Origin of the sequence: Xanthomonas arboricola pv. juglandis (assembly GCF_001013475.1) — a bacterium.
GTDB lineage: Bacteria > Pseudomonadota > Gammaproteobacteria > Xanthomonadales > Xanthomonadaceae > Xanthomonas > Xanthomonas arboricola.
Genome location: NZ_JZEF01000004.1, coordinates 302,017 through 323,215, shown reverse-complemented (window position 1 = coordinate 323,215; position 21,199 = coordinate 302,017). Strand labels below are relative to the sequence as shown.

At 65.5% G+C, this 21,199-nt stretch carries 19 protein-coding genes and 1 pseudogene; 4 read left to right on the top strand and 16 right to left on the bottom strand.

Annotation, left to right across the window (positions count from 1 at the left end):
• Positions 1–162: 162 nt before the first annotated feature.
• Complete coding sequence (locus XARJCFBP2528_RS16415; protein WP_016901003.1) at positions 163–1,506, top strand: sigma-54-dependent transcriptional regulator; 1,344 nt, start codon at positions 163–165, stop codon at positions 1,504–1,506.
• 8 nt (positions 1,507–1,514) lie between these two features.
• A complete protein-coding gene (locus tag XARJCFBP2528_RS16410; protein ID WP_016901004.1) occupies positions 1,515–2,867 on the top strand; it encodes a sensor histidine kinase in 1,353 nt (450 codons plus the stop codon).
• Here XARJCFBP2528_RS16410 and XARJCFBP2528_RS16405 read toward each other — a convergent pair.
• Both XARJCFBP2528_RS16405 and glmU read right to left on the bottom strand, forming a co-directional pair.
• The gene (locus tag XARJCFBP2528_RS16405; RefSeq protein WP_026064022.1) at positions 2,864–3,835 is read right to left on the bottom strand and encodes a NosD domain-containing protein; all 972 of its coding nucleotides are present in this window, start codon (positions 3,833–3,835) and stop codon (positions 2,864–2,866) included. The genes XARJCFBP2528_RS16410 and XARJCFBP2528_RS16405 overlap by 4 nt on opposite strands.
• 109 nt (positions 3,836–3,944) lie before the next feature.
• The gene (glmU, locus tag XARJCFBP2528_RS16400; RefSeq protein WP_016901006.1) at positions 3,945–5,309 is read right to left on the bottom strand and encodes a bifunctional UDP-N-acetylglucosamine diphosphorylase/glucosamine-1-phosphate N-acetyltransferase GlmU; all 1,365 of its coding nucleotides are present in this window, start codon (positions 5,307–5,309) and stop codon (positions 3,945–3,947) included.
• A gap of 145 nt (positions 5,310–5,454) precedes the next feature.
• On the opposite strand from glmU, the gene XARJCFBP2528_RS16395 reads away from it, so the two are divergent.
• The gene (locus XARJCFBP2528_RS16395; RefSeq protein ID WP_016901007.1) at positions 5,455–5,838 is read left to right on the top strand and encodes a GtrA family protein; all 384 of its coding nucleotides are present in this window, start codon (positions 5,455–5,457) and stop codon (positions 5,836–5,838) included.
• Positions 5,839–5,880: 42 nt separating this feature from the next.
• On the opposite strand, the gene XARJCFBP2528_RS16390 is transcribed toward XARJCFBP2528_RS16395, so the two are convergent.
• The 10 genes from XARJCFBP2528_RS16390 to XARJCFBP2528_RS16345 form a co-directional block, all read right to left on the bottom strand.
• Positions 5,881–6,450 (bottom strand): chorismate mutase, encoded by a 570-nt coding sequence (locus tag XARJCFBP2528_RS16390; protein WP_047124935.1) that lies wholly within the window; start codon positions 6,448–6,450, stop codon positions 5,881–5,883.
• A 231-nt stretch (positions 6,451–6,681) separates the two neighbouring features.
• Positions 6,682–7,104 (bottom strand): F0F1 ATP synthase subunit epsilon, encoded by a 423-nt coding sequence (locus tag XARJCFBP2528_RS16385; protein ID WP_016901009.1) that lies wholly within the window; start codon positions 7,102–7,104, stop codon positions 6,682–6,684.
• A gap of 142 nt (positions 7,105–7,246) precedes the next feature.
• Positions 7,247–8,653, bottom strand: coding sequence for a F0F1 ATP synthase subunit beta (gene atpD, locus XARJCFBP2528_RS16380; RefSeq protein WP_016901010.1), 1,407 nt, complete (start codon positions 8,651–8,653; stop codon positions 7,247–7,249).
• Positions 8,654–8,775: 122 nt separating this feature from the next.
• Positions 8,776–9,639 (bottom strand): F0F1 ATP synthase subunit gamma, encoded by an 864-nt coding sequence (atpG, locus tag XARJCFBP2528_RS16375; RefSeq protein ID WP_016901011.1) that lies wholly within the window; start codon positions 9,637–9,639, stop codon positions 8,776–8,778.
• Between the two features lie 186 nt (positions 9,640–9,825).
• A complete protein-coding gene (atpA, locus tag XARJCFBP2528_RS16370; RefSeq protein ID WP_016901012.1) occupies positions 9,826–11,373 on the bottom strand; it encodes a F0F1 ATP synthase subunit alpha in 1,548 nt (515 codons plus the stop codon).
• A 47-nt stretch (positions 11,374–11,420) separates the two neighbouring features.
• On the bottom strand, positions 11,421–11,948 hold the full coding sequence (locus XARJCFBP2528_RS16365; RefSeq protein ID WP_016901013.1) for a F0F1 ATP synthase subunit delta: 528 nt from the start codon (positions 11,946–11,948) through the stop codon (positions 11,421–11,423).
• 3 nt (positions 11,949–11,951) lie between these two features.
• Positions 11,952–12,422: a F0F1 ATP synthase subunit B gene (locus XARJCFBP2528_RS16360; RefSeq protein ID WP_016901014.1), complete on the bottom strand. Its 471-nt coding sequence runs from the start codon at positions 12,420–12,422 to the stop codon at positions 11,952–11,954.
• A gap of 113 nt (positions 12,423–12,535) precedes the next feature.
• The gene (gene atpE / locus XARJCFBP2528_RS16355; RefSeq protein ID WP_002814105.1) at positions 12,536–12,838 is read right to left on the bottom strand and encodes a F0F1 ATP synthase subunit C; all 303 of its coding nucleotides are present in this window, start codon (positions 12,836–12,838) and stop codon (positions 12,536–12,538) included.
• A 73-nt stretch (positions 12,839–12,911) separates the two neighbouring features.
• Complete coding sequence (gene atpB, locus XARJCFBP2528_RS16350) at positions 12,912–13,712, bottom strand: F0F1 ATP synthase subunit A (RefSeq protein ID WP_016901015.1); 801 nt, start codon at positions 13,710–13,712, stop codon at positions 12,912–12,914.
• 25 nt (positions 13,713–13,737) lie between these two features.
• A complete protein-coding gene (locus XARJCFBP2528_RS16345) occupies positions 13,738–14,103 on the bottom strand; it encodes a hypothetical protein (RefSeq protein ID WP_016901016.1) in 366 nt (121 codons plus the stop codon).
• 529 nt (positions 14,104–14,632) lie between these two features.
• On the opposite strand from XARJCFBP2528_RS16345, the gene XARJCFBP2528_RS16340 reads away from it, so the two are divergent.
• The gene (locus XARJCFBP2528_RS16340; protein WP_026064024.1) at positions 14,633–15,445 is read left to right on the top strand and encodes a hypothetical protein; all 813 of its coding nucleotides are present in this window, start codon (positions 14,633–14,635) and stop codon (positions 15,443–15,445) included.
• A gap of 417 nt (positions 15,446–15,862) precedes the next feature.
• Here the strand turns inward: XARJCFBP2528_RS16340 and lpdA are convergent, their stop codons facing one another.
• The 4 genes and pseudogenes from lpdA to XARJCFBP2528_RS16320 form a co-directional block, all read right to left on the bottom strand.
• Entirely contained in the window at positions 15,863–17,695 is a 1,833-nt protein-coding gene (lpdA, locus tag XARJCFBP2528_RS16335; protein WP_016901018.1) for a dihydrolipoyl dehydrogenase, read from the bottom strand.
• A 16-nt stretch (positions 17,696–17,711) separates the two neighbouring features.
• Complete coding sequence (locus XARJCFBP2528_RS16330) at positions 17,712–18,359, bottom strand: hypothetical protein (RefSeq protein ID WP_016901019.1); 648 nt, start codon at positions 18,357–18,359, stop codon at positions 17,712–17,714.
• Entirely contained in the window at positions 18,356–20,134 is a 1,779-nt protein-coding gene (locus XARJCFBP2528_RS16325) for a dihydrolipoyllysine-residue acetyltransferase (RefSeq protein WP_016901020.1), read from the bottom strand. The genes XARJCFBP2528_RS16330 and XARJCFBP2528_RS16325 overlap by 4 nt, the downstream gene beginning before the upstream one ends.
• A gap of 128 nt (positions 20,135–20,262) precedes the next feature.
• Positions 20,263–21,022: pseudogene (locus XARJCFBP2528_RS16320) on the bottom strand (DUF2884 family protein).
• Between the last annotated feature and the right edge of the window lie 177 nt (positions 21,023–21,199).

Below are 21,199 nucleotides of genomic sequence, written 5' to 3'. Positions count from 1 at the left end.
AACCTCATCGCACCGATCAGGCGATCACTGCAGTGCCGCAATCAGCTCGGTCTGGCAAAGGCCAGTCAGGCACCTACCCTTCCTATTGCTCGCACAGTTCCGCCACGCGCCGAATCCTGTTCTGATAGCCATTCCCTCCCGCGCCTTTCACCGAGCACCGCGATGCCGCAGATCCTGATCATCGACGACAACACCGCTGTGGCCACTGCGTTGGAGGTGCTGTTCTCGCTGCACGATATCGAGGCGCGGCATGCGCACTCGCCGCAGGCCGGGTTGGCACTGCTGGACGAGCAGGGATTCGATCTGGTGATCCAGGACATGAACTTCACCGCCGACACCACCTCCGGCGAGGAAGGCGAAGCCTTGTTCACCCAGATCCGTCAGCGCCACCCGGACCTGCCGGTGATCCTGCTCACTGCCTGGACCCACCTGGGCAGCGCGGTGGGCCTGGTCAAGGCCGGTGCGGCCGACTACATCGCCAAGCCCTGGGACGACACCAAGCTGCTGACCACGGTCAACAACCTGCTGGAGCTGTCCGAAGCCCGCCGCGAGCTGGAACGTCGGCGCGAGCGCGAGCGGCGCGGTCGCGAGCAGCTGACCCAACGTTACGACCTGCGCGGTGCGGTGTTCGCCGACCCCTCCAGCGAACGCGCGATCGCGCTCGCCTGCCAGGTCGCACGCTCGGATCTGCCGGTGCTGATCACCGGCCCCAACGGCAGCGGCAAAGAGAAGATCGCCGAGATCATCCAGGCCAACTCGCCAGCCAAACACGGCCCCTTCATTGCGCTCAATTGCGGCGCATTGCCGGGCGAATTGATCGAAGCCGAGCTGTTCGGCGCCGAAGCCGGCGCGTATACCGGCGCCAACAAGGCGCGCGAAGGCAAGTTCGAAGCCGCCGATGGCGGCACGCTGTTTCTGGACGAAATCGGCAACCTGCCGCTGGCCGGGCAGATGAAGTTGCTGCGCGTGCTGGAAACCGGCCGCTACGAGCGCCTGGGCTCCAACCGCGAACGCCACGCCAAGGTGCGGGTGATCAGCGCCACCAACGCCGACCTGCAGGCCATGATCCGCGATGGCAGCTTCCGCGAAGACCTGTACTACCGCCTCAACACGGTGGAGATCGCGCTGCCCGCCCTGGCCGAACGCCCCGGCGATATCGGGCCGTTGGCCGAGCACTTCCTGGCCGGCGAAAAACCCTTGTCCACGCAGGCCCGGGATGCCCTGCAGCGGCACGCCTGGCCCGGCAACGTGCGCGAGCTGCGCAATGTGCTGCAGCGCGCGTCGCTGCTTGCGCAAGGTGTGCGCATCGAAGCCGGCGATCTGAACCTGCCGCGCGCAGCCGCATCGCGCCCGGCCCCGCCGGCAACCGGCGAGCCGGATCGCGCCCGTATCGAACAGGCACTGGCGCGCGCACAGGGCGTCATCGCCCAGGCCGCTGCCGAGCTGGGGCTGAGCCGGCAGGCGCTGTACCGGCGCATGGACCGCTACGGCATCACTTCGGAATGATTCCCGACATGTGGCAACGTTCCTTCACGTTCTCGCTGTTCTTGCGGCTGTTGCCGGTGCTGGCGCTGGCCGCCGCGCTGCCCTGGTTCATGGCGTACTGGATGGACCGTGGCTGGCAAGTGGCTGCGGTGTCGGTGGTGGTGCTGCTGTCGGCGATGTGGTTCAGCCTCAGCCGCGCCACTGCGCCGATGCGCTCGCTGTTCCGTGCCCTGGCCGGCACCACCAGCAGCTACCGCGATGGCGAATACAACTTCGGCGTGTACTGGCGCGGCAACGACGAGCTGGCGCAGCTGGTGCAGGCGCACGCGGAACTGGGCGAGGTGCTGCGCGCGCAACGGCGCAACCTGGTGCAGCGCGAACTGATGCTCGACACCATGCTGCAGAACACCCCGGTGGCGATGCTGCTGGTGGTGGCCGGTGGCGATGGCGTGCGCCGCATCGGTTTTTCCAACAACGCCGCACGCAAGCTGCTGCACGATGGCCGCAAGCTCGAAGGCCAGCACCTGGACGACGTGCTGGCGCGCATGCCCGGCGAACTGCGCGATGCGCTGGCCCGCGGCGGCGATTGCCTGTTTGCGGTCCGCGAGGACGGCGATGACGAAGACGACGAGCAGATCTATCACCTGTCACGCCGCAGTTTCCATCTCAACGGACGCGGTCACGAGCTGCTGCTGATCCGCACCCTCACCACCGAACTGCGGCGCCAGGAAGTGCAGACCTGGAAGAAGGTCATCCGCGTGATCAGCCATGAATTGAACAATTCGCTCGCACCGATCGCATCGCTGGCACATTCCGGCGCCGAGTTGCTGCGCCGCGAACGCACCGACCGGCTCGGCACGGTGTTCGAGACCATCGAAGAACGCGCACGTCATCTGGAAGGCTTCATCCGCGGCTACGCCCGCTTTGCCAAGTTGCCGCAGCCGCAGTTGCAGACCATCGAATGGGCACCGTTCCTGGAGCGTTTGCGGCAGCAGATTCCGTTTCAGCTGCAGGGCGCACTGAGCGATGTCTCCAGCCGCATCGATGCCGCGCAGATCGAGCAGGCGCTGCTCAACCTGCTCAAGAACGCGCACGAAGCCTGCAGCGAAGCGCAGCCGCCCAACAGCGATGTCGCCGTGCGCGTCACGCGCGTGCCGCAATGGCTACGGATCGAAGTGCTGGACCGCGGCAACGGCATGAACGAGGCCGTGCTGCATAACGCACTGATGCCGTTCTACTCGACCAAGCGCAATGGCACAGGGCTCGGGCTTGCGCTCACCCGCGAGATCGCCGAAGCGCACGGCGGGCGCATCTCGCTGCATAACCGCGAACACGGCGGGTTGTGCGTCACCTTGCTGCTGCCGGCGGCGGCAGCCGGCTAGTTGCCGCGCATCGTTCCGCGTTCTTCAATCCGCGCTTGTTTCAACGCACCGCAGGCATCGTCGGCACCGCTGGTGCGGGTGGCGGCGATCGTGCCGTAATAGCCGGTTCCAACGGTGTTGTCGACAAACTGCCCGCCTTGCGACGGACATTCGCCATCGGGCTTGATCCAGTCCGAGAACGCCGCGTACTTGCCAGCCCGGACGAAACGGTTGGCCGCCACGTAGGTGTTGTCGGAGGCATCGCGGGTACGCACGGCATCGCCGTTGACGTCGGTGAAGGTATTGCCTTCGATGCGGTTGCCGGACGAGTGGCGCGCCAGGTAGATCGCGTGCACGAAACCCGAAGTCCGGGTGTCGTTTTCGATCGACACGAAGCGATTGTGTTCGATTCGGTTGTCGCGCGAGTTCTGCAGGCGGATCGCCGCGAACGAATAGGCGGCCTCACTGCTGCTGCCATGGACACCACCGACCCGCTCGAAAGTCATGTTGCGGATGATGTTGCCGCTGTTGCCGTCCGCGCTGCGCTTGCTGCTGCCCAGGTCCATCGCCATCCAGTAATTGCTGACCTTCAACCCGGTGAAGGTCAGCCGGGTGGCAGCATCGCTGCCGCCCTTCAGCGTGAACCAGGTCGCGCCACCGCGCCCGTCGAACCACGGTGGCGCGGCAGCGTCGGACGCGGCGATAAAGCGAATGGGCGCCCCGTTGGTGAACGTCCATTGCACCGACTGCCGCAGATACGTGCCGGCGGCGATCACCACGTCCACCGCGCCGCTGGGCCGCTGCTCCAGCAGCCGCTGCTGGGCGGCCGCCAGACTCCGCAACGCGGTCGTTGCGCTGGTGCCTGCCGCCGCATCGTTGCCGTCCGGCGCCAGATACAGCCGGTAGGTCTGCGCATGGGCCGCAGCTGGCAGCACTGCCGCCAATAGCAGCAGCCATGTCACCAGCAACACGCAACGTGGCGTTCGCATCGTGCACCTCTTGAACCATCGTGACGGGCGTAGCCTATGCATGGCATCGCTTTACAGCAGCTGTGCGCGCTGCAGCGACGTGCAGCCAGGCCGCACGCCTGCAGGCAAGCTACTTCTTGGTCGGGCGTTCCCAGCCTTCGACCACGGTTTGACGCGCACGCGTGACGCTGAGCTGCCCGGCAGGCGCATCGCGGGTGATCACCGAGCCCGCGCCGATGGTGGCCATGGCACCGATCTCGATCGGTGCCACCAGTGCGCTGTTGGAACCGACAAAGGCGCCATCGCCGATGCTGGTCTGCGACTTGTTCACCCCATCGTAGTTGCAGGTGATGGTGCCGGCGCCGATGTTGACCTTGCTGCCGATCACCGCATCGCCCAGGTAGGTCAGATGGTTGGCCTTGCTGCCCACGCCCATCGTGACCTTCTTGGTCTCGACGAAGTTGCCGATATGCACGCCATCGGCCAGCACGGTGCCAGGACGCAGCCGCGCGAATGGACCGATCTGCACCGCCCCTTCCGTCACCACGCCTTCCAGATCGCAATGAGCGCGCACCTGCGTGCCGGCGCCGAGCGTCACATCGCGCAGGCGCACGAACGGACCGATCACCACGCCATCGCCCAGCGTCACATCGCCTTCCAGGATCACGTCGATATCCAGCTGCACGTCGCTGCCCACGGTCACCGTGCCGCGCTGCTCCACGCGCGCCGGGTCGGCCATGCGCACGCCCTGCAGGCAGAGCGCACGGGCGGCACGCAGCTGCCAGGCGCGTTCCAGCTGCGCCAGTTGCCAGGGGTCGTTGGCGCCTTCCACATCCTGCACGTCGGCCACATGCACCATGTCGGCCGGGGTGAAATCGGCGGCGGCGCTGGCAAACACGTCGGTGAGGTAGAACTCGCCCTGCGCATTCTCGTTGGACAGGCCGGCCAGCCAGCGGCGCAGCGCCGTGGACTCGGCAGTGAGGATGCCGGTGTTGATGGTACGGATGCGGCGCTGCTCGTCGTTGGCATCCTTCTGCTCGACGATCGCGGCGACCTTGCCCTCGGCATCGCGCAGGATGCGGCCGTAGCCGGTGGGATTGGGCACATCGGCCACCAGCACCGCCATGCGCCCGGGTGCGTGCAGCAGCTGCAGCAGGTCCTGCGACTGGATCAGCGGCACATCGCCGTACAGCACCAGCACCGTGGCCGCATCCGGAATCGCATCCATCGCCTGCTGCACCGCATGCCCGGTACCCAGTTGCTGCCGTTGCTCGGCCCAGTGCAGATCGCCCTGCGCGGCAAATGCCGCCTGCACCTGCTCGCCGCCGTGCCCGTGCACCACATGGATCGCTGCCGGCTGCAGCTGCCGCGCCGTGGCGATCACATGTGCCAGCATCGGCTGGCCCGCCAGCGGCTGCAGCACCTTGGGCAGGGACGAGCGCATGCGCTTGCCCTCGCCCGCGGCCAGGATCACGACGTGCAGGGGCAGAGTCATCGAAGCGTTCCAGAACATGGGAGAGCCAAATTCTAGTCGCTGTCCCGGCAGTGCGTCGTGTCCTGCCTGCAGCACGCGCGACGATGACACTTTTCAAGCGCCGCTGCCGTTAGCATGAGCGCCCTTTCACGATGACCCGGCCCGTATGAGTCTGTTCCGCCAAGGCAGCCAATTCATGATCATTGGTGCCCTGCAGCTGGCGGTGGATTGCGGCATCTTCATCGCCGCCACCGCGGCCGGCATGCCCGCCGTGCCTGCCAATCTGCTCGGGCGGATCAGTGGCGCGGTGCTGGGCTTCTGGCTCAACGGCCGCTACACCTTTGCCCAGGAAGGCGGCGCACGTCTGGGTTGGCCGCGTTTTCGCCGCTTTGCGCTGATGTGGCTGGCGCTGACGCTCATCAGCACCTGGCTGTTGTCGGCAACGGTGGATCTGGTCGGCCTGCGCCAGGCCTGGCTGGCCAAACCGCTGGTGGAAGGCGGCCTGGCGATCGTTTCGTTTTTCTTGGGCCGGCACGTGGTGTATCGCTGAGCGAGCGTATCTGAGCCCGGGCAGCGTCGGACCCGGCGCATATCAGTGGCAGAAATCGCCCAGGCTGCGTACCAGCGCCGCACGATGCAGCGCGTCCAGCTGCCATTGCGCGGCGTAATGGGCCGCCGCACGCGCGGTGCTGGTCGCGCATTGCGGCGCTGCACGTGCCGGCGCGACCTCGGCTAGTGCGTCGAGCAATTGACCTTGCAGTTGATCCAGACGCGTGCGCAGGCTCGCCAGATCCGGACGCGCGGTGTCCGGCGCGCGTCCGCGTTCGCGCCAGTGGTTCAGCAACGCGTATTGCACCGCCTTGTTGGCCTCGATCTGCGCCGCGAAGAAGCGCGCCGCATCGTCGGCCTCCAGCCCATGCGCAGGCGCCTGCTCGCGCACGCTCTGCAGCACCGCCGCCTCGCGGGTCTGGTCCAGCACCGGCTTGCCGCTGTCCCACTTGCTCAGCGCCACCGCATCGCCGATGGCATTGCGTTGCACGATGCGATCCAGCAGCGGATCCAGCGGCGGCTGGCTGCGTGCAGGCAGCGCGCACCCCAGCATCGCCACGGCCAGCAGGCCGCTCAGCGCGTAACTACGAAAGCCATCGATCGTGCGGGTCATCGGGTGTTCCTCGACGTGCGAGAGTGAGAGGCCGCCGCCTGCAACCGGCGGCATAGCGCGAGGCAGGCAGTGTGCCTGCTGTGCCCAGGCATGGGGGCGGCGCCACGCACACGCAGCTCCAGAAACGAAAACGCCGACCCTAGGGTCGGCATTTTCACTCCACACCTGCGTGCGGCGCTGCATCGGGTATCACGTCTGCGTGCGCTAGCAAATGCGCGCACGCCCGCGTGCTTAGTGCTTGAGGTTGCGACGCAGGCGTTCCAGTGCCTGCAGCTGCACGGTCGCCTCGGCGAGCCGACGCTGCGCATCGGCCACATCCACCGTGTCGCCACGGTTGGCCAGCAGACGCTCGACCTCTTCCTTGACCTTGCGCACGGCGGCTTCGTCGATGTCCTGCGCGCGCACCGCGGTATCGACCAGCACGGTCACCACCTGCGGCTGCACTTCCAGGATGCCGCCAGAAATGGCGAAGTCCAGCTGTTCGCCGCTGGCGGTGGTGACCACCACCTTGCCCGGCTTCAGGCGCGTGATCAGCGGTGCGTGCTTGGGCGCGATGCCCAGCTCACCCAACTCGCCGGTGGCCACGACCAGCGTCGCCTCACCGTGGAAGATTTCCTTCTCGGCGCTGACGATGTCGCAACGGATAGTGCTCATGGTGCCTCGCGTTGTGAGGCGGGGATTGGGGATTGGGGATTGGGGATTGGCAACAGCGGCGTTCACCGTCGTTCCCATCCTCATCCACCGTCCCAATTACCGCCGTACCAAATCCCGAATCCCGAATGCCAAATCCCGGCTCTTACGCCTTGGCGCTCATCTTGTTGGCTTTCTCGACGGCTTCTTCGATGCTGCCGACCATGTAGAACGCCTGCTCCGGCAGGTGGTCGTACTCGCCGTCGCAGATCGCCTTGAAGCCGCGGATGGTGTCCTTCAGCGAGACGTACTTGCCCGGCGAGCCGGTGAACACTTCGGCCACGTGGAAGGGCTGGCTGAAGAAGCGCTCGATCTTGCGTGCGCGCGACACCGACTGCTTGTCTTCTTCGCTCAGCTCGTCCATGCCCAGGATCGCGATGATGTCCTTCAGTTCCTTGTACTTCTGCAAGGTCTGCTGGACACGCTGGGCGGTGTCGTAATGCTCGGTGCCGATCACCAGCGGGTCCATCTGGCGGCTGGTGGAATCCAGCGGATCCACCGCCGGGTAGATACCCAGCGAAGCGATGTTACGGCTCAGCGTAACGGTGGAGTCCAGGTGGGCGAAGGTGGTCGCCGGCGACGGGTCGGTCAGATCGTCCGCAGGCACGTACACGGCCTGGATCGAGGTGATCGAACCACTCTTGGTCGAGGTGATGCGCTCCTGCAACACGCCCATTTCCTCGGCCAGGGTCGGCTGGTAGCCCACTGCCGACGGCATGCGGCCGAGCAGCGCGGACACTTCGGTACCGGCCAGCGTGTAGCGGTAGATGTTGTCCACGAACAGCAGCACGTCCTTGCCCTTGCCGTTCTCGTCCTTCTCGTCGCGGAAGTACTCGGCCATGGTCAGGCCGGTCAGCGCAACGCGCAGACGGTTGCCCGGCGGCTCGTTCATCTGGCCGTACACCATCGCGACCTTGTCCAGCACGTTGGAGTCTTTCATCTCGTGGTAGAAGTCGTTGCCCTCACGGGTACGCTCGCCCACGCCGGCAAACACGGACAGGCCCGAGTGCGCCTTGGCGATGTTGTTGATCAGTTCCATCATGTTGACGGTCTTGCCGACGCCGGCGCCGCCGAACAGGCCGACCTTACCGCCCTTGGCGAACGGGCACATCAGGTCGATGACCTTGATGCCGGTTTCCAGCAACTCGGTGCTGGAGGACTGGTCTTCATACGACGGCGCAGCGCGATGGATTTCCCAATGGTCCGATGCCTGCACGTCGCCGGCCTCGTCGATCGGACGACCCAGCACGTCCATGATGCGGCCCAGCGTCCCGGCACCGACCGGCACCGAAATCGCACGCTCGGTGTTGGTGGCCAGCAGGTTGCGCTTCAGGCCGTCGGTGGAGCCGAGCGCAATCGTGCGCACCACGCCATCGCCGAGCTGCTGCTGCACTTCCAGGGTGATTTCGGTGCCTTCGACCTTCAACGCGTGATAGACCTTCGGCACTTCATTGCGCTGGAATTCGACGTCGACGACCGCGCCGATGATCTGAACGATCTTGCCCTGACTCATTTGGATAACTCCACTAATGTCTGTTCGATTCTTGTGTCGGGAATAGGGAAACGGGAGTCGGGAATGGGAAGATCAAGTGCTGCTGCGTCGACCATTCCCGATTCTCCATTCCCTATTCCCGGCTATACGGCGGCCGCGCCGCTGACGATTTCCGAAATTTCCTGGGTGATCGCCGCCTGACGCGCCTTGTTGTAGACCAGTTGCAAGGTGCCGATCATCTTGTTGGCGTTGTCGCTGGCGGCCTTCATCGCCACCATGCGCGCAGCATGCTCGGAGGCCACGTTTTCCAGCACGGCCTGGTACACCAGCGACTCGATGTAACGCGTCATCACGTGCTCCAGCACGGTCGCGGCATCGGGTTCGTACAGGTAATCCCAATCGTGATGGGCCACCTTGTGCTCGGCGGCCGGCAGCGGCAGCAGCTGATCGAAGCTGGCCTTCTGCGTCATCGTGTTAACGAAGCGGTTGTAGACCAAATACACGCGGTCCACCTTGCCCTCGACGAAGGCATCCAGCATCACCTTGATCACACCGATCAACTGCTCGATCTGCGGACTGTCACCCAGATGGGTAACGCTGCCGACCATGTTGACCTTGATGCGACGGAAGAACGCCGACGCCTTCTGGCCGATGGTCACCACGTCGATCTCGGCGCCCTTGTCCTGCCACGGGCGCACTTCGCCCAGCATCCTGCGGAACAAGTTGTTGTTCAGGCCGCCGGCCAGGCCGCGATCGGAAGAGATCACGATGTAACCGACCCGCTTGACCTGCTCGCGCTCGACCAGGAACGGATGCTGGTAGTCGGTGCTGGCCTGCGCCAGATGCCCGATCACCTGCTTCATCGCCTGCGCGTACGGACGCGAGGTCTTCATACGGTCCTGCGCCTTGCGGATCTTGGAGGCCGAGACCATTTCGAGCGCGCGCGTCACCTTGCGGGTGTTCTGCACGCTCTTGATCTTGGTTTTGATTTCGCGTCCGCCTGCCATACTCGCTCGCTTCGATGGTGGGATTCGAGATGGGTGATTCGGGATTGGCCAAAGCCGCCGACGTCACCTCACCCACAAACCCCGAGTACCTGAATCTGGAGATCCGAAGTGGTGATCCTGGGCGTTCAAGCCCTCAGATCACCGCTCCTACGAATCCCGAATGCCCAATCCCGACTCCCGGCGCTGTTACCAGCTGCCCGTGGTCTTGAACTCTTCGATGCCCTTCTTGAAGGCAGCTTCGATGTCGTTGTCCCAGCCGCCGGTGTTGTTGATCTTGGAGACCAGTTCACCCTGGGTGTTGGCGAAGTGCGCGTGCAGGCCTTCTTCGAACGCCAACAGCTTGTTGACCGGCACTTCGTCGAGGTAGCCCTCGTTGACGGCATAGATCGACAGCGCCTGGTTGGCGATGGACATCGGCGCGTACTGCTTCTGCTTCATCAGCTCGGTGACGCGCTGACCGCGCTCGAGCTGCTTGCGGGTGGCTTCGTCCAGGTCCGAGGCGAACTGCGCGAACGCGGCCAGCTCACGGTACTGCGCCAGCGAGATACGGATGCCGCCGGACAGCTTCTTGATGATCTTGGTCTGGGCCGCACCACCGACGCGCGACACCGAGATACCGGCATTCACGGCCGGGCGGATGCCGGCGTTGAACAGGTCGGTTTCCAGGAAGATCTGGCCGTCGGTGATCGAGATCACGTTGGTCGGCACGAACGCGGACACGTCGCCGGCCTGCGTTTCGATGATCGGCAGCGCGGTCAGCGAACCGGTCTTGCCGGTCACCGCACCGTTGGTGAACTTCTCCACGTACTCCTCGGACACGCGCGCAGCGCGCTCGAGCAGGCGGGAGTGCAGATAGAACACGTCGCCCGGATAGGCTTCGCGGCCCGGCGGGCGCTTGAGCAGCAGCGAGATCTGGCGGTAGGCCACGGCCTGCTTGGACAGATCGTCATACACGATCAGCGCGTCTTCGCCGCGGTCCATGAAGTACTCGCCCATGGTGCAGCCGGCATACGGGCTGATGTACTGCATCGCGGCCGATTCGGACGCGGTCGCAGCCACCACCACGGTGTGCGCCAGCGCGCCGTTCTCTTCGAGCTTGCGCACGATGTTGGCAACGGTCGAGGCCTTCTGGCCGATCGCCACGTACACGCACTTGATGCCGGTGCCCTTCTGGTTGATCACCGCATCGATCGCCAGCGCGGTCTTGCCGGTCTGGCGGTCACCGATGACCAGCTCGCGCTGGCCGCGGCCGATCGGGATCATCGCATCGACCGACTTGTAACCGGTCTGCACCGGCTGGTCGACCGACTTGCGCCAGATAACGCCGGGCGCAACGCGCTCCACCGGTGCGGTCTGGCTGGCGCCCAGCGGGCCCTTGCCGTCGATCGGCTCGCCCAGCGCGTTGACCACGCGACCGAGCAGTTCCGGACCGACCGGCACTTCCAGGATGCGGCCGGTGGTCTTGGCCACGTCGCCTTCGCGCAGGTTCTCGTAATCGCCCAGCACCACGGCGCCGACCGAATCGCGCTCCAGGTTCAGTGCGAGCGCGAAGGTGTTGTTCGGCAGTTCGATCATTTCGCCCTGCATCACGTCGGCCAGGCCGAAGATGCGCACGATGCCGTCGGACACGCTGGTCACGGAGCCTTCGTTGCGCGACTCTGCGGACAGCTTGACCGCCTCGATGCGGGTCTTGATCAGGTCGCTGATTTCGGAGGGGTTGAGCGTGGTTGCCATCGTTCAGTCCTAGGTGCCGGCCGCGAGGGCCATGCGTTTATGTGAATTCAGTGGGCGAGCGAGCTTTGCAGACGCGCAAGCTTGCCCTTCAGCGAGCCGTCGATGACCACGTCGCCGGTATCGATCACCGCGCCGCCGATCAACGAAGCATCCACCGCGGTGGTGATGTCCACCTCGCGGCCGAAACGCTTCTTCAGCGCAGCAGCGATCGTGTCCAGTTCCGCCTGGCTCATTGCAGCCGCCGAGGTCACCGTCGCCTTGACGACGTGTTCGGCTTCGGCCCGCAGTTGTTCGTACAGTCCTGCCACTTCCGGCAGCAGCGACAGCCGCTGCGCGTCGGCCAGCAGGCCGAGGAAACGCAGATAGTCTTCGCTCGCCTGCGGCGGCGCCAGCAACGTCACTGCCTGATCCTGGCCCAGGGCCGGGTTGAGCAGCAGCGCGGCCACGCGCGGGTCGCCGGCCACCTGCGCCGAAAACGCCAGCGCATCGGACCAGGGCGCGAAGTTGCCGCCCTCACGCGCGATCGCAAACGCGGCGCGGCCGTACGGACGGGCAAGTGTGAGGGCCTGACTCATCGATTAAATCTCCGCCGCCAGCTCGTCGAGCAGCGCCTTGTGGGCGTTGGCATCGATTTCGCGCTTGAGCAGCTTTTCGGCACCGCTGACGGCCAGCACGGACACCTGCTTGCGCAGTTCCTCGCGGGCACGCGTGGCGGACGCGTCGATCTCGGTCTGCGCCAGATCCTTCTGACGGTTGGCTTCGGCAATTGCCTCGTGCTTGGCCGCTTCGATGATCTGGTTGGCGCGCGCATGGGCCTGATCGATGATCTCGTTGGCCTTGGTGCGTGCGTCCTTCAGTGCTTCGTTGACCTTTTCCTGCGCCTGCGCCAGATCCTTCTGACTGCGATCGGCCGCAGCCAGACCTTCAGCGATCTTTTGCTGACGCTCTTCGATCGCCTGCAGCAGCGGCGGCCAGATCTTGGTCGCGACGATCCAGATCAGACCGGCGAAGGCCAGCGCCTGGGCAAAGATGGTAAGGGTGATATCCATGGGTCGCTCAATCGCTGTTTAGGGGTGAAAGCGCCACCGCATGGCGACGCTTTCCGACCTTCATCCGCGGACGCAACCGCACGCGGTTGCCTCCACATCCTGCTACCGCTGGATCAGCCGGCAGCCTGCGACAGACGCTCGATGAACACCTGGGCCAGCGGGTTGGCGAAGGCGAACAGCAGGCCGACGGCGACGCTGATGATGAACGCGGCGTCGATCAGGCCGGCGGTGATGAACATGCGGACCTGCAGCACCGGGATCAGTTCCGGCTGGCGCGCAGCCGATTCCAGGAACTTGCCAGCCATGATGGCCAGACCGAGGCCGGCACCCAGCGCGGCCAGGCCGATCATGATGCCGACGGCGAGGACGGTGGAGCTCTGGACTTGAGCGAGGTTGGTCAGGACGGCGAGGTACATGGTGATCTCCGAACGAAAGTTTCTAAGGGTGATGGATGAATCGGGATGAAGCGTATGAAGGGTGCAGCGAAACTCAGTGACTGTCTTCGGCAAGGCTCAGATACACGATCGACAGCATCATGAAAATGAAGGCCTGCAGCGGAATCACCAACAGGTGGAACAGCATCCAGCCGAGGCCGAATACGCCGCCAGCGACCATGCCGGCGATGCCCGCACCGCCCAGCACCCAGATCAGCAGGAAGACGATCTCGCCGCCGAACATGTTGCCGAACAGTCGCATCGCCAGCGAAATCGGCTTGCTCAGCCACTCGACGATGTTCAAAAGCAGGTTGAACGGCATCATCCACTTGCCGAACGGCGCCGTCAGGAATTCCTTGGTCATGCCGCCCACGCCCTTGGAGCGCAGCGAGAAGACGATCATCAGGAAGAACACGCTGATCGACATGCCCAGGGTGGCATTGACGTCGGCGGTGGGCACCGGCTTCCAGGCGTGGATGCCGGCCCAGCCCAGCGGGATGGCGATGAAATCGGCCGGGATCATCTTGATGAGGTTCATCAACAGGATCCAGAAGAAGATGGTGATCGCGATCGGCGTCACCAGCTTGCTGCTGCCGTGATAGGTGTCCTTGGCCTGGCGGTCAACGAACTCCAGGCAAATCTCGACAAACGCCTGCCACTTGCCCGGCACGCCGGCGGTGGCATTGCGGGTCGCCGTCCAGAACGCGAAGACCATCACCAGGCCCATCAACACCGCCATGACCAGGGTGTCGACGTGGATGGTCCAAAACGTGCCGCCACCCTCGCGAACCGGATAGATCAGGTTCTGCAAGTGATGCTGGATATAGGAGGTAGGTGTTGCTGCCTCGCCCGCCATGTGTCCGGAGCCCTTTAAGTTCGAATCAACGCCTGGCCAGAGCCAGAACCTGAAAAATCAGCCCGATGGCGATACCCGCCAGCAAGGCCAGAGGAGGCAGCCGCCACAGGCCGAAGCCAAGCGCCAGCGCCACGAAAACCAACACCCACTTCAACACCATCGCCAGAATCAGCCGGACCATGGCAATGCCGGCTGCCTGAATACCGCCACCTAGCGCGGTACGTGCTGCCACCCAACCGCCCAGCACCGTCGCAAACCCGGTCAATGCCAGACCGGCAGAGTAACGGGGACCGACCAACAGCAACCCCAGACTGGTTATAGCTACAGCGGCAAGCGGATATACCGCAGCGCGCAGCATCAACCGCCGACCCGCGTCAACGGAGTTCAGCACTACGGTTACCTTACGTGTGAATGAGTGGGAAGCGCAGATGCGCCTCGTCGAGCCGCGAAAGTATAGCAATGGGACAAATTGCGAGACAACCGGCAGAGGTCATCCGTTGCTGCGTCGCACCATACAGGGTTGCCGCGGCGGGTGGGAACTTTGCCACAAACCGGCGGTCATAACCGGCGAGGCCTGCACATCCTCGTCGAAAGGTCCTGCCGCAGGTCGCGTATGGGAGCCCCGGAGCACCGGGGCTCCTGCTTTTTACGCATTTTGTCGCACCCTGCGACCTTCCCATCGGCGGTCCAATCGGCTCCATCGTGCTGCGACACCGGCCGTACCGCTTCGCCATTGGCGCCCGGATTGCGCGGTGTACGACTAAAGTCTGACAGCCCACAGCAGCGGACCGTTTTGTCCGATTGCTATCTCGGCCTTCACAGCAATGCGACAGCTCCTTCACTTATGGACGACGCGGTCTTATCGAAGATGCGCCGCACAGGCCGAACCGCCTGACCATTCCAAGAATTCGGAGCTCCCCATGAAACACCTTCTCGCACTGGCCATTCCGTGCGTATTGGCTGCCGCCTACGCCGCGCCGGCGCACGCCGAAGATACCGATGACCGCTTCCAGCTCCGTCTGGGTGCGATGAACGTCGACAACGACAACACCATCCGTGGCAACACGCTGGTGGCGGGCAACAACGTGTCGGTCAACGAAGACTTCAAGCTCGGCGGCAAGGAATGGGAGCCGCGCGTCGATGGCGTGTTCCGCATCAGCACCCGCCAGCGCCTGATCTTCGATTACTTCAAGTACGACAAGGATCGCCGCGAGACCCTGACCCAGGACATCAGCGGCGGTGGCGTCACCGTGCCGACCGGCAGCTTCATCAAGGGCGAGCTGAAGTATCAGGTTGCCACCCTGGTGTATGACTACTCGGTCATCGACTCGCCGGAATTCAGCCTGGGCCTGCAGATCGGCGCCGAATACGCCAAGGTCGAAGCCAACGCATACGCCGACCTGGGTAGCGTCTTCAGTGGCGACGTGCTGGACGAAAGCGAAGACGGCGTTGCGCCGGTGGTCGGCATCCGCTTCACCGCACGTCCGAGCGAGCATTGGCTGTTCAACGTGCAGGGCCAGTACCTCAACACCAGCTGGGGCGACTTTGGCGATTACGACGGCGACCTGAGCCGCGCCAACGCGATTGCCGAATACCGCTTCACCAAGAACTTCGGCATCTTCGCCGGCTACGACTGGTTCAAGCTCGACGTCGACCAGCGCGGCAGCGACGGCCTGATCGGCCTGAAGCAGGAGTTCAAGGGCCCGGTTGCAGGCGTGACGTTCGCGTTCTGATCGACGCGCAGCGTTGCACCAAAAGGCCCGCGTTTTGCGGGCCTTTTGTCTTTTTTGTGCGGTGCCGACAGCACCAGCGAGTGCGCCGATATCGCCATGCGCGACCTGTTGCATCTGCGCCTTGAAGGCCGGATCGGCATGGCAATGCCGCACCAGCATCCACACCGTCACGCCCGCCTGCGCCGCACGGCAGGTCATTGTGCACGGCGACGATGCGCCGGCCCCTCATCCTGCTGCGCAGCTGCAACGCGCCATGGGACCACAGCGCAGAGCATCAACACTGCGAGCACTGCATTCCGTGGCGCATGCAGCGCCCCGGTGGGAACGGCCGCACCCTGAAACCAGCCCGGCAGCACACCGAAACGACAACGCCCCGCGCGGGGCGGGGCGTTGTCGCTAGCAAGTGCTGACGTGCGCTTACTTCTTCTTCGGGATGTACAGGTCGGTGATGGTGCCGTCGTAGACCTCGGCGGCCATGCCGACCGATTCGCTCAGGGTCGGATGCGCGTGGATGGTGTGGCCGATGTCTTCGGCTTCGGCGCCCATCTCGATTGCCAGGCCGATCTCGGCCAGCAGATCACCGGCATGCACGCCGACGATGGCGCCACCGATCACGCGGTGGGTTTCTTCGTCGAAGATCAGCTTGGTAAAGCCTTCGGTGCGGCCGATGCCGATCGCGCGGCCACTGGCGGCCCACGGGAACTTGGCCACGCCGACCTTCAGGCCCTTGGCCTTGGCCTCGGTCTCGGTCACGCCGACCCAGGCGATTTCCGGGTTGGTGTAGGCAACCGACGGAATCACCCGCGCCACCCATTCCTTCTTCTCGCCGGCAGCCACTTCGGCGGCCAGCTTGCCCTCGTGGGTGGCCTTGTGCGCCAGCATCGGGTTACCGACGATGTCGCCGATGGCGAAGATGTGCGGCACGTTGGTGCGCATCTGCCGATCGACCGGGATGAAGCCGCGCTCGGTGATGGTGACGCCGGCCTTGTCGGCACCGATCTTCTTGCCGTTGGGCGTACGGCCGACCGCCACCAGCACGCGGTCGTAGGCGGTGGCCTGCAGACCCGGCTCCTCACGCTCGGTGGCCGCTTCGAACGACACCGTGATGCCGCTGGCGTCGGCCTTGACGTCGGTGGCCTTGGTCTTGAGATGGACCTCCACGCCCTGCTTCTTCAGGCGATCGGCCAGCGGCTTGACCAGGTCCTTGTCGGCGCCCGGCATCAGCTGGTCCATGAACTCGACCACGGTGACCTTGCTGCCGAGCGCGCTATACACCGTGGCCATTTCCAGGCCGATGATGCCGCCGCCGACCACCAGCAGGGTCTTGGGAATGTCGTGCAGTTCCAGCGCGTCGGTGGAGTCCATCACGCGCTTGTCGTCCCACGGGAAGTTCGGCAGCTTCACCGCCTGCGAACCGGCGGCGATGATGCAGTGCTCGAAGCGCAGCAACTGAGTCTTGCCGTCGTCGCCGACGATCTCCAGCTCGTTGGGCGACACGAACGATGCCACGCCGGTGACGGTGCGCACCTTGCGCTGCTTGGCCATGCTGGCCAGGCCGCCGGTGAGCTTGCCGACCACCTTTTCCTTGTACTCGCGCAGCTTGTCCAGGGTGATCCTGGGCTGGCCGAAGTCCACGCCGAAATCGCCGGCGTGCGCCACTTCGTCGATCACCGCGGCGGCATGCAGCAGCGCCTTGGACGGGATGCAGCCGACATTGAGGCAGACCCCGCCCAGGCTGGCGTAGCGCTCGATCAGCACCGTATCCAGGCCCAGGTCGGCGGCACGGAACGCGGCGGTGTAGCCGCCAGGGCCGGCGCCGAGCACCACCATCTTGCATTCGATATCGGCCGGCTTGCCGCTGGCCAGCGCCGGCTTGGACGGCGCCGGTTCGGCCGGGGCGCGATGCGACGGCGTCACCGGCGGCTTGCTGCCGGGCGCGGCGGCAGGCGCTGCAGCCGCCGGTGCGGGCTTGCTGTCGGCCTTGGCGGGCGCAGCCGGTGCGGCGGCCTCGCCTTCGGCTTCCAGCAGCAGCACCAGCGCGCCTTCGGACAGGCTGTCGCCCACCTTGACCTTGAGCTCCTTGACCACGCCGGCGGCCGAGGACGGCACTTCCAGCGTGGCCTTGTCCGACTCCAGCGTCACCAGGCCCTGATCCTTGACCACGCTGTCGCCGACGGCGACCAGCACTTCGATGACGGGGACATCGCTGTAATCGCCGATGTCGGGAACCTTGATTTCAATGACCGCCATTTGCTTCTCCTGTGGCTCAACCGGCCGTGCCGGCAAGCGTCTGCTGGAGTTCATCCAGCGACGATTCGATTTGGGTCCAGCGCTTGTCGCGCTTCTTTTCCTTGCCTTCGCTGGCTTCGATCAGCAACGCGGCCTGCTGCAGCAGCAACTCGCCGGCGCCGCAGCTCGGGCGGGTGCCGCTGTAACGCACGCCATCGACCTGGAACGACAGCACCTCGCCCTCGCTCACCGGCGCGCTGCGACCGCTCGGCGCCAGTTGCGTCAGTGCGCCGGTCCAGTTGCTGACCAGGCGCCTTGCCAACGCCGCCGGAATCGGGATCTCGACCGTTTCCGGGGTCTGCGCGGTGCGGAACTGCACACTGCCACGATCGCTCTGGCTGACCCAGCTGTAGACGCGCTCGTCGGCGCGGCTATGCCGCAGGGTCCAGTCGGCACCGTCCTTGCCCGGCACCAGCGATACCCCGCTTTCCACGCCACGGGAGGGCAGCGTCAGCAACGACAGGCTCGGCCTGGTGCCGGCGTCGAGCAGCGTGGTCACCGCGGTGCCGTAGTTGCCCACCGCCGGCGGCCAGCCGCGCCCGAGCGTGCTCTCGCACTCGCGTGCCGCCGCGGATGTCCACGGCAGCACGCCCAGCAGGGAGAAGGTCAGCAGCGCTGCTCTCACAGCAGGACGCGGCGCATGTCGGCCAGCACCTGGCTGAGGTAGGTGGTGAAGCGTGCGGCCAGCGCGCCGTCGATGACGCGGTGGTCGTAGCTCAACGACAGCGGCAGCATCAGCTTGGGTGCGAACTCCTTGCCGTTCCACACCGGCTGCATCGCCGACTTGGACACGCCCAGGATCGCGACTTCCGGCGCATTGATGATCGGCGTGAACGCCGTGCCACCGATGCCGCCGAGCGAGCTGATCGAGAAGCAGCCGCCGCTCATGTCGGCCGGGCCGAGCTTGCCGTCGCGCGCCTTCTTGGCCAGCTCGCCGCTTTCCTGCGCGATCTGCAGCACGCCCTTCTTGTCGACGTCGCGGATCACCGGCACGACCAGGCCGTTCGGGGTGTCGGCGGCGAAGCCGATGTTGATGTACTTCTTCAGGGTGAGGTTCTCGCCGGCCGCATCCAGCGAGGCGTTGAACTCGGGGAACTTCTTCAACGCCGCAGCGCTGGCCTTGACCAGGAAGGCGAGCATGGTCAGCTTGATGCCGGCCTTCTCGTTTTCCTTGTTCAACGCCACGCGCAGGGCTTCCAGGTCGGTGATGTCGGCCGATTCGAACTGGGTGACGTGCGGAATCATCGCCCAGTTGCGTGCCAGGTTGGCACCGGAAATCTTCTTGATGCGCGACAGCGGCTGGGTCTCGGTCTCGCCGAACTTGCTGAAGTCCACCTTCGGCCAGGCCAGCAGGTTCAGGCCGTTGCCGCCACCGGCCGGCGCAGCACCGGCTGCGGCGGGCGCGCCACCGCTGAGTGCGGCCTTGACGAAGCGCTGCACGTCCTCACGGGTGATGCGGCCGCCCTTTTCGCTGCCCTTGAGCTGGTTCAGATCCACGCCGAGCTCGCGTGCGAACACGCGCACCACCGGGCTGGCGTAGGCCACCTTGGACGGCAGCACGCTGTCGGCGTCGAAGGTCACCGGCGGGCTGGACGGCTGACCGGCCGCCGGCTGGCCACCCTGCGCAGGCTGCGCGGTCTCGCTGGACCGGGCGCCCTGCACCTGCGCGATCTCGCGCTGGGCCAGCTTGTCCGGCACCGCGGACACGGCGACCGGCTCGACCTTGCCGGCGGTTTCGGCAGTGTCGGTGCTGGGCTTGGCCGGGGACTGCGCCGCACCGGCGCCGCCATCGCTGGCAGCGATGATCGCCACCACATTGCCCTGCGAGAGCGTGTCGCCGACCTTGACCTTGAGTTCCTTGACCACACCGGCGGCCGAGGACGGCACTTCCATCGTGGCCTTGTCCGATTCCAGCGTGACCAGGCTCTGGTCCTTGGCGACGGTATCGCCGACGGCGACCAGCACCTCGATCACCGGGATGTCGGTGTAATCGCCGATATCGGGCACGCGGGCCTCGACCAGGCCGCCGTCCGAGGACGCGGCAGGCGCAGCCGGTTCGGCCTTGGCGGCAGGCGCCGGCGCGGCAGCGGGCGCAGCCTTGGCCGGAGCGGCGGGAGCGGCGGCCGGTGCGGGTGCGGCGGCGGTTTCGGCGCCGGCGTCGGCCACTTCGATCAGCGCGACCAGCGCGCCCTGCGACAGCGAATCGCCGACCTTGACCTTGATCTCCTTGACCACGCCGGCCACCGACGAGGGCACTTCCATCGTGGCCTTGTCCGATTCCAGCGTGACCAGGCTCTGGTCCTTGCTGACCGTATCGCCGACCGACACCAGCACCTCGATTACCGGGACATCGCTGTAGTCACCGATATCGGGGACAAGTGCTTCCTTGATTTCGGCCATACGGGGAACTCCGGCAACAGAATGGGGAAACACCTATTGTGGCCGGCTGCGGGCCGCAGCGCCAACCATTGCCGTGGAAAAAGTCGCGCACCGTACGGGATGCAGCGTTCGCCGCCGCATGCGCCGGATCATTTCGACGCGCGTCGATCGACCCGCAACAGTTGCAGTGGCTCGCCCGAGGGCAAACGATACGCCAGCGCATTGTCCAATGCCGTCGAGCGCCTCGACCCGCGCGCACAGTTGCTGCGCGCGTGGCCGCAACGCACGCGCCTGCGGCTCGATCAGGCGCTCGATGCGCGTTTCCACCCCTTCCAGCGACCGCAGCTGCAGATCGTTTCCGGTCAGTGCCGACTGCACCGCACCGGCGACGACATCGCCGATCAGCTGCGGCAGCAGCTCGGCCACCATCGCGCCGATGTCGTCATCGATATCGATCGAGGTGAGCTGGCTCTTGCCGAAACTCTGCTTCAGGCGGGTGTCGATCTTTTCGCGCACGGCCGACAGCTGCACGCGTGTGGCCTCGGGGCTGCGGCTGAAGCCGGCCGCCACCTCGCCCAGCGCAGTGACGGCGATGTCGGCCGCTTCGCGCCCGACCTCCTGCGCCAGCGGCACCACGTCGCGGGTCTGCCGCTCGGACTGGATCAACCGCGCGCGATCGTCCGCGCTCAGCGCGACCCAGCGGTCGTCGACGAACAAGGCGCCCTGGCGCATCACCAGCCGCTGCGGCGTACCCGACGCGCGGATCAGGATCAGGCTGCGCGGGTTGAGAGTGAGGTCGTAGTCGCTGCTGACATTGCAGTGCAGATCGTCGGCGCTAGCAGCCGGTACGGCGACCAGCAGGCCCAGCAGCAGGCCCGCCGCCATCGGTAGTGCGTGCTTGATCGCCATCTGGTCGCTTCCGTTGATGCGTTGGCTGCAGCATGCCTGCCCAGGAGCGGCACTTGCCCGTGCCGGACGCTGGCATGACTTCCGGCCAGTGGCTGGCCCCTGACCAACACGGCCGGCGCTGCAGTGGTGACAGGTGTCGGCCAACTCCGCCACGACGCAGGCATATGGCTCGCACGG

What these genes read in the sequence shown, in the direction of transcription:
- XARJCFBP2528_RS16415 (WP_016901003.1), top strand. Translation starts at nt 163, where the DNA reads ATGCCGCAGATCCTGATCATCGACGACAACACCGCTGTGGCCACTGCG.
- XARJCFBP2528_RS16410 (WP_016901004.1), top strand. Translation starts at nt 1,515, where the DNA reads ATGTGGCAACGTTCCTTCACGTTCTCGCTGTTCTTGCGGCTGTTGCCG.
- XARJCFBP2528_RS16405 (WP_026064022.1), bottom strand. Translation starts at nt 3,835, where the DNA reads ATGCGAACGCCACGTTGCGTGTTGCTGGTGACATGGCTGCTGCTATTG.
- glmU (WP_016901006.1), bottom strand. Translation starts at nt 5,309, where the DNA reads ATGACTCTGCCCCTGCACGTCGTGATCCTGGCCGCGGGCGAGGGCAAG.
- XARJCFBP2528_RS16395 (WP_016901007.1), top strand. Translation starts at nt 5,455, where the DNA reads ATGAGTCTGTTCCGCCAAGGCAGCCAATTCATGATCATTGGTGCCCTG.
- XARJCFBP2528_RS16390 (WP_047124935.1), bottom strand. Translation starts at nt 6,450, where the DNA reads ATGACCCGCACGATCGATGGCTTTCGTAGTTACGCGCTGAGCGGCCTG.
- XARJCFBP2528_RS16385 (WP_016901009.1), bottom strand. Translation starts at nt 7,104, where the DNA reads ATGAGCACTATCCGTTGCGACATCGTCAGCGCCGAGAAGGAAATCTTC.
- atpD (WP_016901010.1), bottom strand. Translation starts at nt 8,653, where the DNA reads ATGAGTCAGGGCAAGATCGTTCAGATCATCGGCGCGGTCGTCGACGTC.
- atpG (WP_016901011.1), bottom strand. Translation starts at nt 9,639, where the DNA reads ATGGCAGGCGGACGCGAAATCAAAACCAAGATCAAGAGCGTGCAGAAC.
- atpA (WP_016901012.1), bottom strand. Translation starts at nt 11,373, where the DNA reads ATGGCAACCACGCTCAACCCCTCCGAAATCAGCGACCTGATCAAGACC.
- XARJCFBP2528_RS16365 (WP_016901013.1), bottom strand. Translation starts at nt 11,948, where the DNA reads ATGAGTCAGGCCCTCACACTTGCCCGTCCGTACGGCCGCGCCGCGTTT.
- XARJCFBP2528_RS16360 (WP_016901014.1), bottom strand. Translation starts at nt 12,422, where the DNA reads ATGGATATCACCCTTACCATCTTTGCCCAGGCGCTGGCCTTCGCCGGT.
- atpE (WP_002814105.1), bottom strand. Translation starts at nt 12,838, where the DNA reads ATGTACCTCGCCGTCCTGACCAACCTCGCTCAAGTCCAGAGCTCCACC.
- atpB (WP_016901015.1), bottom strand. Translation starts at nt 13,712, where the DNA reads ATGGCGGGCGAGGCAGCAACACCTACCTCCTATATCCAGCATCACTTG.
- XARJCFBP2528_RS16340 (WP_026064024.1), top strand. Translation starts at nt 14,633, where the DNA reads ATGAAACACCTTCTCGCACTGGCCATTCCGTGCGTATTGGCTGCCGCC.
- lpdA (WP_016901018.1), bottom strand. Translation starts at nt 17,695, where the DNA reads ATGGCGGTCATTGAAATCAAGGTTCCCGACATCGGCGATTACAGCGAT.
- XARJCFBP2528_RS16325 (WP_016901020.1), bottom strand. Translation starts at nt 20,134, where the DNA reads ATGGCCGAAATCAAGGAAGCACTTGTCCCCGATATCGGTGACTACAGC.